Here is a 15,309-nt window from a genome sequence, read left to right as displayed (position 1 = left end):
CCTGTAGGAGCAGCCTTGTGCTGCGAAGAGGCCGTAACTGGCAAAGACATTCTTTGGCCTTACCGGCCTCTTCGCAGCACAAGGCTGCTCCTACAGCGACCGAGTGAATCCGAGTTACAGCGTTACCAGTCCAACCGCAAGCGGCTTTCGAAATAACGCGTTTCACCGCTCAGCGGGTCCTCGAAACTCAAGCTCTGCGCCAGCAGTTTCAGCGGCCGCTGATAGTCATCTTCTTGGTTGAGTAGCTGCGGATAGAACGGGTCATTGCTGATCCCCGCCCCCAAGGCCGCCATGTGCACGCGCAACTGATGGGTCTTGCCAGTTACCGGCGACAGCCCATATCGCCACAGCCCACCGTTCTTCTCCAGTACTTCGGCCAGGGTTTCGCTGTTAGCCTCGCCCTCCACCTCATGCATGCGGAAAAACGGCTCGCCATGCACCAGGCGGCTTTTGTGCACCAATGGGAATTCATGCTGTGGCATGGCGGCGGCAATGGCCTGGTAGCGCTTGTCGATACGCCGTTCGGGGAACAAGCGCTGATAGGCGCTGCGGCTGTCCGGGTTGGCGGAAAACAGCACAAGGCCGGCGGTGTGCCGGTCGATGCGGTGCAACGGCACCAGGTGCGGGTTGCCAAGGCGACGGATCAAGCGGCGCAACAAGGTCTGCTCGACGTATTCACCCGTCGGCGTCACCGGCAAAAAATGCGGTTTGTCCGCCACCACCAGGTGCTCGTCCACATGCAGCACCACTTCCTGCACCGGGATCGGCCGTTCGTTCGGCACTTCACGGAAATAGTGCAAACGCATGCCACGCTTGTAAGGTAGCTCGGCGCCAACCGCCTGCCCCTCGGCATTCAGCACCCGGCCACGGGCAAAGCGGTCAAGCCACTGGGCGCGATCAATGGCCTTGAAATGGTCACACAAGCAATCGAGTACCGTCGCCCAGTTACCGGGTGGCAGGCACACCGTGCTGGCTTGCTGGCGGGCGGGGTCGAAGGGCGCGGTCATGGCAGGGCTCGAAACGTTCACGGCCGCGCATTATCGCCCAAGCCCGCGCCCTCAACCAGCCTGGGCTGTCGCCTCGCTGCGTTCCTTCAGCCAGCGCAACACCTGCACCGGCTCCCAGCGGCCAGGGTCATAGAGGGCATAGAGCAACCCCTGATAGCCCACCACATCCAGCCCGCGGTGGTAACCGGCACGCTGGAACAAGGCCTCGATCTCGGCGAAGCAGGTATTGAAGTGGACTTTGCCGAACGGTGTGCGGTCGTCAGTCACCAGGCCTTCGAGGCGCAGTTCCAGAACGGCGTCGGCCACCCGCTCCACGGGCATGCGGTTAACGCTGTACTTGAGTTGCTCGACGTTGAGCATGGCTTTACCTCGATACTGTATTTATATACAGCATACGAATATCCCCTTGGCGCCGTCAATGCGCTTCATTGCAGCCCCGCCATGTAGCCACTGCCTTTGCGTATGGTCAGCACCTGCCTACGCGGCGCGCCCCGGGTCACCGACAGATGCACCCAGCTGTCGAACTCCAGGATGAGTTGGTCGAAGGGTACGGTACTTTCGCTGATCCGCCGCACAGTCTCGCGCGGGCTGATCTCGATTACCGTGAAGTCCGCCGCCAGCCCCTGCACATGCTGGCTGTTCGATGAGCCACCGATCAGCCGGTTGATCTTTTCACTGCGATATCCACTGCTGACGATGATGGGCGCGTCGAACAAGGCGCGGACCTGCTCCAGCGCACAACACAACAATTGCAGGTTGGCCCTGGCTTCAGGGGGCGGGGTGTTGGCGAGTCCGTCCCTGGCGGCGAGCTGGGAGACGGTCATTTCATCGAACGTGAAATGGGGAGTAATCAACATGGCGAGCTATTCCGATGATGGTGATGGTTACCGGCGCCCGTGCACCGGCACCTGATCATCAGCTCGCTTCACTGGCCATGGAGCAGGGTTGCAACTCCTCCGTTGCCCTCATTGCCCAAGAAAGGCCACCACCTGTTCAGCATCGAACGGCCAGTGCAGCTCGGCGCCGTTGTCGCAGCGCCGCAGCACCGGGATGATCAGGCCATAACGCTCGAACAAGGGCTCGCTCTCGGCGATGTCGACCAGCTCCACCAGCAAGCCGTGATCGACGAAAGGCATCAGCACAGCTTCGGCCACTTCGCACAGGTGGCAGCCGAGGGTGCCGAACAATTGGCATTCAGGCAGCATGGGGCAGGTCCCGGGTTGGCATGCAGAGAAACCTATTCTAGGTCCGTCGCCCGCGTCATGCACCTGACCTGGCTCAATCCTGGCTAGTGGCGCCAATACGGTGCAGCGACAGGTCCGCACCCTGGAACTCCTGCTCGTGGCTCAAGCGCAAACCGTGCAGCGTCCGGATTGTGCCGTAGACGGCAAAGCCACCAGCCAAGGCTACCAGCACGCCCATCAGGCTACCCAGCAGCTGGCTGACCAGGCTGACACCGCCCATGCCGCCCAGCGCCACCTGGCCGAAGATACCGCAGGCAATGCCGCCCCATACACCGCACAAGCCGTGCAGTGGCCATACGCCGAGTACGTCGTCGATCTTCCAGCGGTTCTGCGCCGCGGTAAAGGTCCAGACAAACAACGCACCCGCCACCAGGCCGGTGGCCAGTGCGCCAATCGGGTGCATCAGGTCGGAGCCGGCACAAATCGCCACCAGCCCGGCCAGCGGCCCGTTATGCAAGAAGCCGGGGTCGTTGCGCCCGGCCAGCAAGGCCGACAGGGTGCCACCGGCCATGGCCATCAGCGAGTTGATCGCCACCAGGCCGCTGACGCCCTGCAAGGTCTGGGCGCTCATGACGTTGAAGCCGAACCAGCCAATGATCAGGATCCACGACCCCAGTGCCAGGAAGGGAATGCTCGATGGCGCAAACGCCACCAGCCGGCCATCGCGGTAGCGCCCACGGCGCGCGCCCAGCAACAGCACCGCCGCCAGCGCCAGCCAGCCGCCCATGGCATGCACCACCACGGACCCGGCAAAGTCATGGAACGGCGCACCAAAACGGGCCTGCAGCCAAGCCTGCACGCCCAAGTTGCCGTTCCACACCACACCCTCGAAGAACGGGTAGACGAACGCCACGATCAACGCCGTGGCACACAGTTGCGGAACGAAGCGCGCCCGCTCGGCAATACCCCCGGAAATGATCGCCGGGATCGCCGCCGCGAAGGTCAGCAGGAAAAAGCACTTGACCAGCGCATAGCCATGGTCGGCAGCCAGCGTTGCCGCAGGTTGGAAGAAGTTGACCCCATAGGCGATCCAGTAGCCTATAAAGAAGTACACCAGCGCCGAAACGGCAAAGTCGCTGAGGATCTTCGACAAGGCGTTGACCTGGTTCTTGTGGCGCACCGTGCCCACTTCGAGGAACGCGAAGCCGGCGTGCATGGCCAGCACCAAAATGGCGCCCATGAGGATGAACAGGGTATTGGAACCGTGGACCAGGGAGTCCATCGCGCTGTGCATGTTTTCCATGAAATAGGCAGACCTGCTGAAAAAGGCACCAGGACAGTTCAAAAACCTGCATCCCTGCACCGAATCGGTGCCAGCCCCCTGCCCTGCTTCGGTGAGCCGGGCGAAGCCTGCGTGGTTTTTTCTTCGGTTTGTCGTGGATTGGGTTAAGGTTTATCGGTATTCGCTGCGTTGACGCCCTGAATAGGCGCATGAGCCGCCAGAGGCGCCCTGCAACGTGGCAAAGACATAGCAAGGCCCATACCAGCACCAACACTTGAACCTTCCGCGCGTGCTGTCACTCGAATTACCAACACACATCCACAGGGAGAGACCCATGGCCAGCAAATCGGCAAAGACTGCACAAGAGATATTGATGGCTGACTTCCAGGCCTTGGTGCGCGACACCGAGAAGCTGCTGGCCGACACTGCCAATCTGGCCGGTGACCAGGCCGACGAATTGCGCGAACAGATTCACGACCGCCTGGCCCAAGCCCGTGAAACCTTGCAACTGACCCAGGACTCGGTGCGTGAACGCGGCCAGGCGGCGCTGGGCAGTGCCGAGCAGTACGTACAGGAAAACCCGTGGCAGGCAATCGGCATCGCGGCCGGCGTCGGCCTGTTGATCGGCCTGCTGGCCAACCGGCGCTAAGGGGTTCCCATGGAGAACGAAGCCAACGCCACAGGCGCCTCGGGCAGGCGCCTGGGCGCGGCCATTCTGGGGCTGCTGCACAGTCATATCGAGCTGTTCGGCATCGAGTTGCAGGAGCAGAAAGGCCGAACCCTGAGCCTGCTGCTGTTCGCCGGGCTGGCGCTGGTGTTCGCCCTGCTGCTGCTGACGGCACTTTCCGGGCTGCTGCTGGTGCTGCTGTGGGACAGCTATCGACTGGCTGGCATCATCGGCCTGTGCGTGTTCTATGGCATTGCCGCCCTGTATTGCGGTGTGCGCCTTAAGGCGGCGGTGTTCGACGAGTCATCGCCCTTTGGCGCCACCCTCGAAGAACTTGCCAAGGACCGGGAGCGCCTGTTGCCATGAGCCTGCCTGAACTGCCGAATACGCGGAACCCGCGTGAACTGCGCAAGGCGCTGCTGCGCCTGCGCATGGAGATGCACCGCCAGCAAATTCGCCACGAATCCGGGCAGTTGCTCGAACCGCTGCGCCGCGTGCGTGGCATGGGCAGCTCGCTGCACGAAGGCCTGGGGATCAAGCATGCGCCCCTGTGGGGCATAGGTGCCGTGGTGGCGCTGGGTTTCCTCACCGGCAAGGGCGTACGCAGCGGCAACCTGGCGCGCCTGGTACGGTTGGGCACCAGCCTGTTGCCACTGGTACGCCTGTACCTGCAAGGCAGCCGCCGCCCCTGAATACAGGGTATGCTGGTGCCTTCGAATTACAGGAGACCGCGCCTTGGACTGGCATACCCTGCTTACCCGCGAACGCCTGGGCAAAGCCCTGTACAGCGCCGATGAACTCGGTCGCAGCCCCTTCCACAAAGACCACGATCGCATCATCTTCTCCGGTGCCTTCCGCCGCCTCGGGCGCAAGACCCAGGTGCACCCGGTTTCCAGCAATGACCATATCCACACGCGCCTGACCCATTCGCTGGAGGTCAGCTGCGTCGGTCGCTCGCTGGGCATGCGCGTCGGCGAAACCCTGCGCGACAGCCTGCCGAACTGGTGCGCCCCCAGTGACCTGGGGATGATCGTGCAGTCGGCCTGCCTGGCCCACGACATCGGCAACCCGCCATTCGGCCACTCCGGCGAAGACGCCATTCGCCACTGGTTCCAGCAGGCCGCCGGGCGTGGCTGGCTGGATGACATGAGCGACGACGAGCGGGCCGACTTCCTCAACTTCGAAGGCAATGCCCAGGGCTTTCGCGTGCTGACCCAACTGGAGTACCACCAGTTCGACGGTGGTACCCGGCTGACCTATGCCACCCTTGGCACCTACCTCAAGTACCCCTGGAGCGCCCGCCATGCCGATGCCCTGGGCTACAAGAAGCACAAGTTCGGCAGCTACCAGAGCGAGCTACCCCTGCTAGAGCAGATTGCCCGCAAGCTCGGCCTGCCGCAACTGGAGCACCAGCGTTGGGCGCGCCACCCATTGGTGTACCTGATGGAAGCCGCCGATGACATCTGCTACGCGCTGATCGACCTGGAAGACGGGTTGGAAATGGAGCTGCTGCAATACGCCGAAGTCGAAGCGCTGTTGCTCGACCTGGTCGGCGAGGACTTGCCGGAAACGTACCGCCAGCTCGGCCCACGCGACTCGCGCAGGCGCAAACTGGCAATCCTGCGTGGCAAGGCCATCGAACACCTGACCAACGCCGCCGCCCACGCTTTCGTCGAACAGCAGCAGGCATTGCTGGCCGGGCAACTGGCGGGTGACCTGGTCGAGCACATGCACGGCCCGGCCAAACGCTGTGTGTTGCAGGCCAAGGACATGGCACGCAACAAGATCTTCCAGGACAAGCGCAAGACCCTGCACGAAATTGGCGCCTACACCACCCTGGAGATTCTGCTGAATACCTTCTGCGGTGCGGCACTCGAGCAGCACGGCGGGCGCACACCATCGTTCAAGAGCCGCCGGGTGCTGGACCTGATCGGCAACAATGCGCCAGACCCTCACGCCTCCTTGCACAGCGCTTTCCTGCGCATGATCGACTTCATCGCCGGCATGACCGACAGCTATGCCAGCGAAATGGCCCGGGAAATGACCGGGCGCTCCAGCCCGACTTGAACCTCACCGGTGCAGCCTGGGCTCGGCCCAGCGCTGCACTGCGGATTGCAGGAAACTTCCTACATATACTGACGGCAGTCTAAACAACACGTGTAGATATCACTGGAAAGTTGCAAACCGTGCTTCGGCACTGCGTTAAACACGCCGACTTCGTAGCCCGTTTTGTTTTATCTTGTAAGCCGTTTCCCATATAGCGCTAACAGCCCTTCTTTCCATGCCCGACGACTTCTAACTGCGATAAGGTGCCACCTGTCACCCTCAATCGATCGCAGGGAAGTTGAACATGCACTCCATCTTTATTGTTGACGACCATCCGGTCATTCGCCTGGCCGTCCGTATGCTGCTGGAAAACCAGAATTACAAGATTGTCGGCGAGACGGACAACGGCGTAGATGCCATGCAAATGATCCGCGAGAGCAACCCCGACCTGGTCATCCTCGACATCAGCATTCCCAAGCTAGACGGCCTGGAGGTGCTTGCCCGCTTTCAGGCCATGGCACTTCCCACGAAGGTGCTGGTGTTGACAGCACAGTCCCCGGCATTGTTTGCCGTACGCTGCATGCATTCGGGTGCCGCAGGTTACGTGTGCAAGCAGGAAGACCTGAGCGAGTTGCTCAGTGCTATCAAGGCCGTACTGGCCGGTTATAACTATTTCCCCAGCCAGGCCATCAAGCACAACCAGGCGATCGATACCGACCTGCAACTTTTCCGCCAGGTAAATGATCGCGAACTGATGGTACTGCAGCTCTTCGCCCAAGGCCGCAGTAACAAGGAAATTGCCAGCGGCATGTTCCTCAGCAGCAAGACTGTCAGCACCTACAAGAAACGCCTGATGCACAAACTACAGGTCGATACGCTGGTCGACCTGATCGAGATGGCCAAGCGCAACGCACTGGTCTGAAGGTGGTGATGGCCCGTCCTCTCGCCCGCCTGCTGCTCGCTCTGCTGCTGTTCAGCAGCGCGGCACAGGCTACCTTTCTCGAAGCCTCGTCCTTTACGTTGCTGGCACGCTCATCGGCCCCTCCAGCCCAGCCCCTGCTCACGGCCGAACAACGGCAATGGCTGCAAAGCCGCCAGGAACTGGTGCTTGGGACGTCGGCACCCGACTACCCACCCTTCGACATCACCAGTGGCGGCCGCGATTACCAGGGCCTGACCGCCGACTATGCAAGCCTCATCGGCAAGGCCTTGCAATTGCCTGTACGGGTACTGCGATTCGCCAGCCGACAGGCAGCGGTGGAGGCGCTCAGGAACGGCGATATCGACCTGCTGGGCAGCGCCAATGGTTACGAAGCGAACAACGACGGCGTGGCGCTTTCCCAGCCTTATGCCATCGATCAACCGGTACTGGTAACGCGTGAAGACGAAAACCGGGCGCAGGACCTGGACTTGACCGGCATGCGCCTGGGCATGCTCTACCACTATTTGCCCCGACAGGAAGTGCTCAGCGCCTACCCCCAGGCCGAGCTGTTGGCCTTCGGATCGTCCAGCCAGGCACTGAACGCCGTGGCGTTCGGCCAGGCCGACGTATTCATCGGCGACACCATCTCTACGCACTACCTGCTCAACCGCGGCCATCTGCCGCGTCTGCGCATGGCCAACTTCGGCAAGCACAAAGCCATCGGCTTCAGCTTTGCCCTGCGCCAGCAAGACACCCTGCTGATGGAGATGGTGAACGCCATCCTCGACAGCCAGACCCCCGCCCTGCGTGCCAGCATTTTCAAGCGCTGGAGCGCAGGCAGCGACCTGCTGTTGAGCGAGCGTAACCTGCAACTGAGCGAAACCGAGGCGCAATGGTTGCGGGATCACCCGGTGATGCGTGTGGTCATCGACGACACAGCAGCCCCGTTATCCTATTTCGACGACGCCGGGCATTTTCGCGGCATCACCGCCGACCTGCTGGAGCTTATTCGCCTGCGCACCGGTTTGCGTTTCGAAGTGCAGCGCGCCAGCGGCATTGCCGACATGATTGCCCGCTTGAAGGATGGCCGTGCAGATGTGATCGCTGCACTGGCTACCACGGAGGTGGCCAAGGACAACCTGCAATTAAGCCGGCCCTACCTGGAAAGTACCTATGTGCTGGTCAGTCGCAAGGACAACCCTGCGTCCAGTTCGCTGGAACAGCTGCAAGGACATCGCATCGCCATTACCCGCTACAGCGCCATGGACACCATGCTGTCGCGGTACCATCCACACGTCGGCTGGGTCGAGACCGAAAGTGCGTTCTACTCCACGGCATTGCTCAACAGCGGCGCCGTGGACGCGGTGATCACCACCCTGATCGATGCCAACCACATCCTGGCCAGCAACCCCGACCTGGTGATCCGCAGCTCGGTCGGCAGCGAACCGGTCAACTTCGCCATGGCCACCACCGCCCCCTCACCGGCGCTGGTGTCGATCCTCGACAAGGCACTGCTGAGCATCTCGCCAGAGGAACTGGGGGTGATCAACAACCGCTGGCGCGGCTTTGGCCGGCACGCGGATAGCAGCGCCAAGGGCTACAGCCGCCTTGCCCTGCAGGTCGTGCTGGGTACGGCTCTGCTTCTGCTGCTGGCCTTGCTGTGGAACGCCCGCCTGCGCCTGCGGATTCGCCAGCGCCAGCATGCCGAACGCGCGCTGAACGACCAACTGGCGTTCATGCGCGCCCTGCTCAATGGCACGCCCCACCCGATGTATGTACGCGACCGCGAGGGCTGCCTGAAAAGTTGCAACTACAGCTACCTCGAAGCTGTGCAGGCCCGTTCCGATCAGGTTATCGGCAAGCAACTGGACGGCAGCTTGTTCGCCGATGGCGAGCAGACTCGGCAGATCCAGGCTGATTACCTGAAAGTCATGGCCGCGGGCTCACCGCTGATCAAGGACCGTCCGCTGCGGATCAAAGGCCGTGAACTGACCATCTACCACTGGATCTTGCCGTACCGCGACTCCCTGGGCGAAGTACAGGGGATCATCGGTGGCTGGATCGACATCAGTGATCGCCGCCAGCTGGTCATGGAACTGCGCCAGGCCAAGCAGCAGGCCGACGATGCCAACCGCGCCAAAAGCACGTTCCTGGCCACCATCAGCCACGAAATCCGTACACCGATGAACGCCGTCATCGGTATGCTCGAACTGGCTGTCAAACGCGCCGATCAGGGCCGAGTGGACCGCGGTGCGCTGGAACTGGCGCACCATTCGGCCAAGGACCTGCTGGGGCTGATCGGCGATATCCTCGACATCGTGCGCATCGAGTCCGGGCACTTGTCGCTAGCGCCTGAAGTGGTCGACCTTGCGGACCTGATCGAATCGGTGGGGCGCATTTTCGAGGGGCAGGCGCGAGAAAAAGGCCTGGCCCTGGAGGTGATGATCGCCCCCGCCGCACGCAACCACGTCCTGCTCGATCCACTGCGCTTCAAGCAGGTGCTGTCCAACCTGGTGAGCAACGCCATCAAGTTCACCGAGCACGGCCAGGTGCGCATCGGTGTCAGCCTGCTGGATGGAGACACCGGTATGCCTGCGGTATTGGAGCTGGAAGTGCGCGACAGTGGTATTGGCATTCACGCTGACGACCTGCAACGCCTGTTCAACCCGTTCATCCAAGCCAACCCGCACAGCCAGGGCGCCCGCGCAGGTACCGGCCTGGGCCTGGCCATCTGCCGCAATCTCTGCGAAATGATGGGTGGCAGCCTGTCCATCAAGAGCCTGGAAGATGTGGGCACCCAGGTACGCCTGAAGATGCCAGTGCAACGGGTCAATGGCGCGGCGCAGCCGGCACCGTTGCCCGAGCACCTCGATGTACCCGACCCTCGGCTTAACGTGCTGGTGATCGATGATCACCCGGCCAACCTGCAACTGATGGAGCAACAGCTTGGCTACCTGGGCCTGGAACACACCAGCGCCCGCGATAGCCGCGAAGGCCTGACCACCTGGCGGGCAGGAGACTTCGATGTGCTGGTACTCGACTGCAACATGCCGCACATGAACGGCTACCAACTGGCGGCTGCCGTGCGCACCGAAGAACGCCATGGCAAGCGGCCACGCTGCACCATCCTTGGCTATACCGCCAACGCGCAGCCGGAAGTACGCCGCAAGTGCCTGAGCGCAGGCATGGATGATTGCCTGCTCAAGCCCATCAGCCTGAGCACCCTCAGCCAGCACCTGGCTGGCATTCGCCCACGCCGCCAGCAACGCCCCCGGCGCAAGCTGTACCAACTGGACGGCCTGGCCGCAGTGGTCGGGCCTGACCCGCGCGACCGCCAGCGCTTCCTGCAGGCCTTGCAGCAGAGCCTGCAGGCCGACCTGGCCAGCTTGATGATGCTGCATCCGCAACATGACAGCGGCGCCATTGCCGAGCAGGCCCACAAAGTGCTCAGCGCCGCACGCATGCTGGCAGCCCCCTACCTGATGGCGGCCTGCGAAGCGCTTGAAGCCGACGGCTTGCCCACTGCCCAGGTGCGTCTGCGACGCCAGGCACTGGCACGGCATATGTGCCGAGTGGAACGTGCCCTGGCCAAGGAATTGGCCCAAAGCACAGATACTCAGGCAGGCAGCCAGGCGTGTTAACTGGTAGACTGCGCGGCGTTATTACCTAAGAGGATTGTTTCATGGCCACAAACCGCTCCCGTCGTCTGCGCAAGAAGCTGTGTGTCGACGAGTTTCAGGAATTGGGCTTCGAGCTGAACCTGGAATTCAAGGAAGATCTGGATGACCAGGCAATCGATGCTTTCCTCGACGCGTTCCTGGAAGAAGCCATGGACGCCAACGGCCTGGATTATGTAGGCGGTGACGATTTCGGCCTGGTGTGCTCGGTCAAACGTGGCTCGGTCAGCGAAGAACAGCGTGCAGCCGTTGAAGCCTGGCTCAAAGGCCGTAGCGAACTGACCAAGATCGAAGTCAGCCCGCTGCTGGACGCCTGGTACCCGGAAAAGCCGATCAACAAGGCTGAGTAAGACTTGTCGGCTTCGCGCTGAAAGGTTGATTGTTGAAAAGGCCACCCCTTGGGGTGGCCTTTTTATTGGCGATGCTTTTCCGTCGAACGTGGCGCATCGACGCTGCGCTTGGGGCATAATGCGTACTCTTTACGTCGTGGGGTTATCATTTCTTACAGCCCCAAAGCCCTTTTCCCTCGCCGCAGGGTATTTAATCACTATGATCAAAACGCTTCGTCCCCTTGTTTTTGCAGGCTTGCTGTTGCCACTTGCCTTGCCCAGCCACGCCGCCGCCGTCAATACCACCCTGCCTGCCAAAGTGCAGCAGGCGCTCAAGGCCAACAAGCTGCAGGACACGGCGCTGTCGCTGGTGATGCTGCCGCTGGACGGCCCCGGCACCCCGACCGTGTTCAATGCCGATGTTTCGGTGAACCCGGCCTCGACCATGAAACTGGTCACCACCTACGCCGCCCTCGAACTGCTTGGCCCGACCTTTCAGTGGAAAACCGAGTTCTATACCGACGGCACCCTGAGCAACGGCGTGCTCAACGGTAACCTCTACCTCAAAGGTGGCGGTGACCCCAAGCTGAACATGGAAAAGCTCTGGCTGCTGATGCGTGACCTGCGCGCCAACGGCGTGCGCACTATCACCGGTGACCTGGTGCTTGACCGCAGTCACTTCGTGCAACCTAACCTGCCGCAGTTCAACGACGACGGCGGCGATGAAAACAAGCCGTTCCTGGTCAAGCCCGACTCGCTGCTGGTCAACCTCAAGGCCCTGCGCTTCGTGGCCCGTAACGACGGCGGCAAAGTCACCATCGCGGTCGAACCACCAATTGCCAGCATCCGCATCGACAACCAAGTCAAGGCGGTGGCGTCGAAACAGTGCACCGGCGACGTGCGTTACAACCCGGTACCTCAGGCAGACGGCATCAGCGTGACAGTGAGCGGTCAGCTGGGTGACGGCTGCAACTCGCAGACTTACCTGTCGCTGCTCGACCACCCAACCTACGCCGCCGGTGCCGTGCGCGCGATCTGGAACGAACTGGGCGGTAGCATTCAGGGGGGCGACCGCATCGAAAATGTACCCAAAAGTGCTCGCCTGCTGGCGCGCGCCTTCTCGCCAAACCTGGTGGAAGTGATCCGCGACATCAACAAGTACAGCAACAACACCATGGCCCAGCAGCTGTTCCTGAGCCTTGGCGCGCAGTTCCGCACCGACGCCGATGGCGACGATGCCCGCGCTGCCCAGCGCGTGGTGCGCCAATGGCTGGCCAAGAAGGGTATTACCGCGCCGCACCTGGTGATGGAAAACGGCTCAGGGCTGTCGCGTGCCGAACGGGTGAGTACCCGAGAAATGGCCGCAATGCTGCAGGCCGCGTGGAAGAGCCCTTACGCGGCCGAGTTCATGAGTTCGATGCCACTGGTGGGCATGGACGGCACCATGCGCAAGCGCCTGAAGCGCACCGCCATGACCGGTGAAGGGCACATCAAGACCGGTACGCTGAACACCGTGCGTGCAATTGCCGGCTTCAGCCGCGACAGCAACGGCCATACCTGGGCGGTGGCGGCGATCCTCAATGACCCGAAACCGTGGGGTGCCTCGCAGGTGCTGGACCAGGTGCTGCTGGACCTGTATCGCCAGCCGAAGTTGACCGGTAGCACGGCAGCCAACTGATCGGTCAGGCAGTACCGGGCTCTTCGCGGGCAAGCCCGCTCTCGCATGCCCGCGAAGAGGCCAGTACTGACAGGGTGACCATCAGGCCGACTCCCCCTCCACCCGGTCCCGCCCGGCCTGCTTGGCTGTATAGACGCCTGCGTCAGCCCGCAGCAACAAGGCATCGGCGCCCTCCCCTGGGCGCCAGCCCGCCACACCAAAACTCGCGGTTACCCTGCCCACGCCCTCCACCGGCACATTGCGTACGCCTTGCCACAACTCCAGCGCCAACAGCCGCGCCTGCTCGGCATCGCTGCCTGGGCACAGCACCATGAACTCCTCCCCGCCCAAGCGGCAGAACACGTCAGTACGCCGCAACCGTTGGCCGATACGCTGGCACAGGCTACGCAGCACGCGATCACCGACGGCATGGCCGAAACGGTCGTTGATGCGCTTGAAGTGATCGATATCGAGCATGATCACCGCCAGCGCCAGGCCATCGCGCTGGGCCCGTTCCAGTTCGACCTTGAGCCGCTCTTGAAAGTAGCGACGGTTGTGGATACCCGTCAGCGAATCGGTAACCGACAGCGCCCGCAACTCTTCCTCCACGCCCTTGAGGTCAGAGATGTCCGTCAGATACCCGTGCCACAGGGTACAGCCCTGCTCGCCCACTTCCGGCGTCGCCTCGCCACGTACCCAACGCAATCCGGCCCGCGGCAGGCAGACCCGATACTCTTCTCGCCAAGGTGACAGGTGTTCGGCCGAGTAGCGCACTGAACGTCGCACACGCTCCAGGTCATCGGGATGGATGCGCTCGAACACCACCGAGGCATCCTCGCGCAATTGCTGCAGGTCGACCTCGTAGATGTCATACAGGCCCATGCTGGCATACGGAAAGCACGAATGGCCGTTCGCGTCCAGGCGATACTGGTAGATACCGCCCGGCACCTCGGCGCTGAGCTTTTCCAGCAAGCGGTCACGGGCCTCCAGCGCCTCATGCACCCTACGCCGCTCGGTGACATCAATGCAGATGGCCAGGTAACCAACCCACAAACCCTGTTCATCGAGCATGGCGGTAACCAACATGTTGGCTATCAGCTGGCTGCCATCGGCGCGCAACAAGGTCCACTCGCCAGGCTCGGCGCCATGCTCCTGCACCGTTTCGGCGAACATCGCCTGGCCGCCGGCAATCGGCCGACCAAAGCGCAAGCTCAAGGCATGGGCACGCAGGCTCAGTTCCTCGGGCAGCACCAGGTCTTCAAGGCGCAATAGGCCGATCGCTTCGCTGGCCGAGTAACCAAGCATCCTCTCGGCACCGGCATTGAAGGTGCTGATCACTCCCTTGAGGTTGGTGGCGACGATCGCCACCTGGGTCGCGGCATCCAGCACACTGCGCAGCTGGTTGTGGGTACCCCGCAACGACTGCTCACTGACCTGCAGCTCGGCAGTACGCTGCTCGACCAAAGCCAGCGCGCGCTGACGCTGGCTGAACAGGCTGTAGAGCAGCGCGCTGAGCAGCAGGCTCAACAACCCACCCAGAAAACTGACCGCCAGCACCGCCGAGGAGCGGTTGGCCCGCACGAACGCCTCGCTCGGCTGGATGCTCAGCTGAAAATGGTGATCGGCCAGGTGCAGCAGCTGGTTGCTGGCCAGCGCCAGAGGGGCAACCGGGTTCTGCGAATCGAACATCAGTTCGGGGCCTTGCAACCCGGACGGGTCGGTGATGCGCACGACCAGGTTGTCATCGGCCGCTACCGGCCGACCGTCGCTGACCAGTTCACGCATACTCAACAAGGCCATCACATAGCCCGCTGCCGCGCCGTGAGGATTGGCATCGGAAAACACGGGCGCCACCATCAGCAGGCCACGCGCATAAGAAGGAATATCGTACATGGCCAAGGGTTCGGACACCGCTATGCTGCCAGGCCCGAGCGCACGCGCCAGGGCTGACTGGGCCGCACCCTGGCCGGCGAGATCCAGCCCATAGGGCAGCCCGGGCATGTCACCGGATTGGGTATACAGCACAGGGAAGTAATGATCGCGCAGCGGCGCAGGCCGCCACTGGCCCTGTGCGTCCTGGTCACGGATCACATAGCCCGGGCCGGAATGCTCGCTGGCATGGCGCTCGAACTCGGCGCGCTGCGCGGCTTCGACGCGGGGCGCCCAAGCGTAGGCCAAGGTGCGCTGCAGCAACGGCCGGGCGTAACCGTCGAATTCGACCAGGGTTACTTCGTTGGAAAAGCTGAAGAATCGCCGTAGGCCGTCCAGGCGCTGCTGCTGCTCGTCAAAACGCTCGGCAATGCGGCTGGAGCGTTCGCTGGCCAGCAACTCGAAACGCTGGCGCAGCTGCTGCTTGTAGAACGTCTGCGCGGCAAGCGCCAGGGCAGCCGTCAACAGGCCGCCCGCCACCAACGCCACCAGCGCCACCACCCAGGCGGACACCGCTTCTGTGCACAGGCCAAATAACCGCGCACGCACGCCATACTTTGACATACACCCATCTCGTCACGTCAGCGTCCTGCGGATTATCTTGCCCTG

14 protein-coding genes are annotated in these 15,309 nt (G+C 62.4%); 8 read left to right on the top strand and 6 right to left on the bottom strand.

Annotated features, from left to right (window positions below; all coding sequences use genetic code 11):
• Positions 1-122: 122 nt before the first annotated feature.
• The 5 genes from ACNFBR_RS15250 to ACNFBR_RS15230 all read right to left on the bottom strand — a co-directional run bounded on the left by ACNFBR_RS15250 (position 123) and on the right by ACNFBR_RS15230 (position 3,494).
• Positions 123-1,007, bottom strand: coding sequence for a pseudouridine synthase (locus ACNFBR_RS15250; protein WP_416735658.1), 885 nt, complete (start codon positions 1,005-1,007; stop codon positions 123-125).
• 51 nt (positions 1,008-1,058) lie between these two features.
• Positions 1,059-1,367, bottom strand: coding sequence for a transcriptional regulator (locus ACNFBR_RS15245; protein ID WP_416735657.1), 309 nt, complete (start codon positions 1,365-1,367; stop codon positions 1,059-1,061).
• Positions 1,368-1,432: 65 nt separating this feature from the next.
• A complete protein-coding gene (locus tag ACNFBR_RS15240; RefSeq protein ID WP_416735656.1) occupies positions 1,433-1,864 on the bottom strand; it encodes a D-Ala-D-Ala carboxypeptidase family metallohydrolase in 432 nt (143 codons plus the stop codon).
• Between the two features lie 108 nt (positions 1,865-1,972).
• Positions 1,973-2,212, bottom strand: a complete 240-nt coding sequence (locus ACNFBR_RS15235; RefSeq protein WP_051098820.1) for a glutaredoxin family protein — start codon at positions 2,210-2,212, stop codon at positions 1,973-1,975.
• A gap of 73 nt (positions 2,213-2,285) precedes the next feature.
• Positions 2,286-3,494 (bottom strand): ammonium transporter, encoded by a 1,209-nt coding sequence (locus tag ACNFBR_RS15230; RefSeq protein ID WP_416735655.1) that lies wholly within the window; start codon positions 3,492-3,494, stop codon positions 2,286-2,288.
• Positions 3,495-3,807: 313 nt separating this feature from the next.
• Between ACNFBR_RS15230 and ACNFBR_RS15225 the strand changes: the two genes are divergently transcribed.
• The 8 genes from ACNFBR_RS15225 to dacB all read left to right on the top strand — a co-directional run bounded on the left by ACNFBR_RS15225 (position 3,808) and on the right by dacB (position 12,792).
• Positions 3,808-4,122: a DUF883 family protein gene (locus tag ACNFBR_RS15225; protein ID WP_198750075.1), complete on the top strand. Its 315-nt coding sequence runs from the start codon at positions 3,808-3,810 to the stop codon at positions 4,120-4,122.
• Between the two features lie 9 nt (positions 4,123-4,131).
• Positions 4,132-4,506 (top strand): phage holin family protein, encoded by a 375-nt coding sequence (locus ACNFBR_RS15220; RefSeq protein WP_416735654.1) that lies wholly within the window; start codon positions 4,132-4,134, stop codon positions 4,504-4,506.
• On the top strand, positions 4,503-4,832 hold the full coding sequence (locus ACNFBR_RS15215; protein ID WP_416735653.1) for a hypothetical protein: 330 nt from the start codon (positions 4,503-4,505) through the stop codon (positions 4,830-4,832). The genes ACNFBR_RS15220 and ACNFBR_RS15215 overlap by 4 nt, the downstream gene beginning before the upstream one ends.
• Positions 4,833-4,875: 43 nt before the next feature.
• Positions 4,876-6,207, top strand: coding sequence for a deoxyguanosinetriphosphate triphosphohydrolase (locus ACNFBR_RS15210; RefSeq protein WP_416735652.1), 1,332 nt, complete (start codon positions 4,876-4,878; stop codon positions 6,205-6,207).
• A 283-nt stretch (positions 6,208-6,490) separates the two neighbouring features.
• Complete coding sequence (locus ACNFBR_RS15205; RefSeq protein WP_416735651.1) at positions 6,491-7,108, top strand: response regulator; 618 nt, start codon at positions 6,491-6,493, stop codon at positions 7,106-7,108.
• A gap of 8 nt (positions 7,109-7,116) precedes the next feature.
• On the top strand, positions 7,117-10,749 hold the full coding sequence (locus tag ACNFBR_RS15200) for a transporter substrate-binding domain-containing protein (RefSeq protein ID WP_416735650.1): 3,633 nt from the start codon (positions 7,117-7,119) through the stop codon (positions 10,747-10,749).
• 41 nt (positions 10,750-10,790) lie between these two features.
• Complete coding sequence (locus ACNFBR_RS15195) at positions 10,791-11,135, top strand: YggL family protein (RefSeq protein ID WP_003248695.1); 345 nt, start codon at positions 10,791-10,793, stop codon at positions 11,133-11,135.
• A gap of 199 nt (positions 11,136-11,334) precedes the next feature.
• Positions 11,335-12,792: a D-alanyl-D-alanine carboxypeptidase/D-alanyl-D-alanine-endopeptidase gene (gene dacB, locus ACNFBR_RS15190; protein ID WP_416735649.1), complete on the top strand. Its 1,458-nt coding sequence runs from the start codon at positions 11,335-11,337 to the stop codon at positions 12,790-12,792.
• Positions 12,793-12,873: 81 nt separating this feature from the next.
• Here the strand turns inward: dacB and ACNFBR_RS15185 are convergent, their stop codons facing one another.
• Complete coding sequence (locus ACNFBR_RS15185; RefSeq protein ID WP_416735648.1) at positions 12,874-15,264, bottom strand: diguanylate cyclase; 2,391 nt, start codon at positions 15,262-15,264, stop codon at positions 12,874-12,876.
• Positions 15,265-15,309 lie beyond the last annotated feature (45 nt).

Source organism: Pseudomonas sp. NY11955 (assembly GCF_048068035.1).
Lineage (GTDB): Bacteria > Pseudomonadota > Gammaproteobacteria > Pseudomonadales > Pseudomonadaceae > Aquipseudomonas.
Note: the sequence above shows the minus strand (reverse complement) of the source record. Positions and strands in the feature narration are given on the sequence as shown.

What these genes read in the sequence shown, in the direction of transcription:
- ACNFBR_RS15250 (WP_416735658.1), bottom strand. Translation starts at nt 1,007, where the DNA reads ATGACCGCGCCCTTCGACCCCGCCCGCCAGCAAGCCAGCACGGTGTGC.
- ACNFBR_RS15245 (WP_416735657.1), bottom strand. Translation starts at nt 1,367, where the DNA reads ATGCTCAACGTCGAGCAACTCAAGTACAGCGTTAACCGCATGCCCGTG.
- ACNFBR_RS15240 (WP_416735656.1), bottom strand. Translation starts at nt 1,864, where the DNA reads ATGTTGATTACTCCCCATTTCACGTTCGATGAAATGACCGTCTCCCAG.
- ACNFBR_RS15235 (WP_051098820.1), bottom strand. Translation starts at nt 2,212, where the DNA reads ATGCTGCCTGAATGCCAATTGTTCGGCACCCTCGGCTGCCACCTGTGC.
- ACNFBR_RS15230 (WP_416735655.1), bottom strand. Translation starts at nt 3,494, where the DNA reads ATGGAAAACATGCACAGCGCGATGGACTCCCTGGTCCACGGTTCCAAT.
- ACNFBR_RS15225 (WP_198750075.1), top strand. Translation starts at nt 3,808, where the DNA reads ATGGCCAGCAAATCGGCAAAGACTGCACAAGAGATATTGATGGCTGAC.
- ACNFBR_RS15220 (WP_416735654.1), top strand. Translation starts at nt 4,132, where the DNA reads ATGGAGAACGAAGCCAACGCCACAGGCGCCTCGGGCAGGCGCCTGGGC.
- ACNFBR_RS15215 (WP_416735653.1), top strand. Translation starts at nt 4,503, where the DNA reads ATGAGCCTGCCTGAACTGCCGAATACGCGGAACCCGCGTGAACTGCGC.
- ACNFBR_RS15205 (WP_416735651.1), top strand. Translation starts at nt 6,491, where the DNA reads ATGCACTCCATCTTTATTGTTGACGACCATCCGGTCATTCGCCTGGCC.
- ACNFBR_RS15200 (WP_416735650.1), top strand. Translation starts at nt 7,117, where the DNA reads ATGGCCCGTCCTCTCGCCCGCCTGCTGCTCGCTCTGCTGCTGTTCAGC.
- ACNFBR_RS15195 (WP_003248695.1), top strand. Translation starts at nt 10,791, where the DNA reads ATGGCCACAAACCGCTCCCGTCGTCTGCGCAAGAAGCTGTGTGTCGAC.
- dacB (WP_416735649.1), top strand. Translation starts at nt 11,335, where the DNA reads ATGATCAAAACGCTTCGTCCCCTTGTTTTTGCAGGCTTGCTGTTGCCA.
- ACNFBR_RS15185 (WP_416735648.1), bottom strand. Translation starts at nt 15,264, where the DNA reads ATGTCAAAGTATGGCGTGCGTGCGCGGTTATTTGGCCTGTGCACAGAA.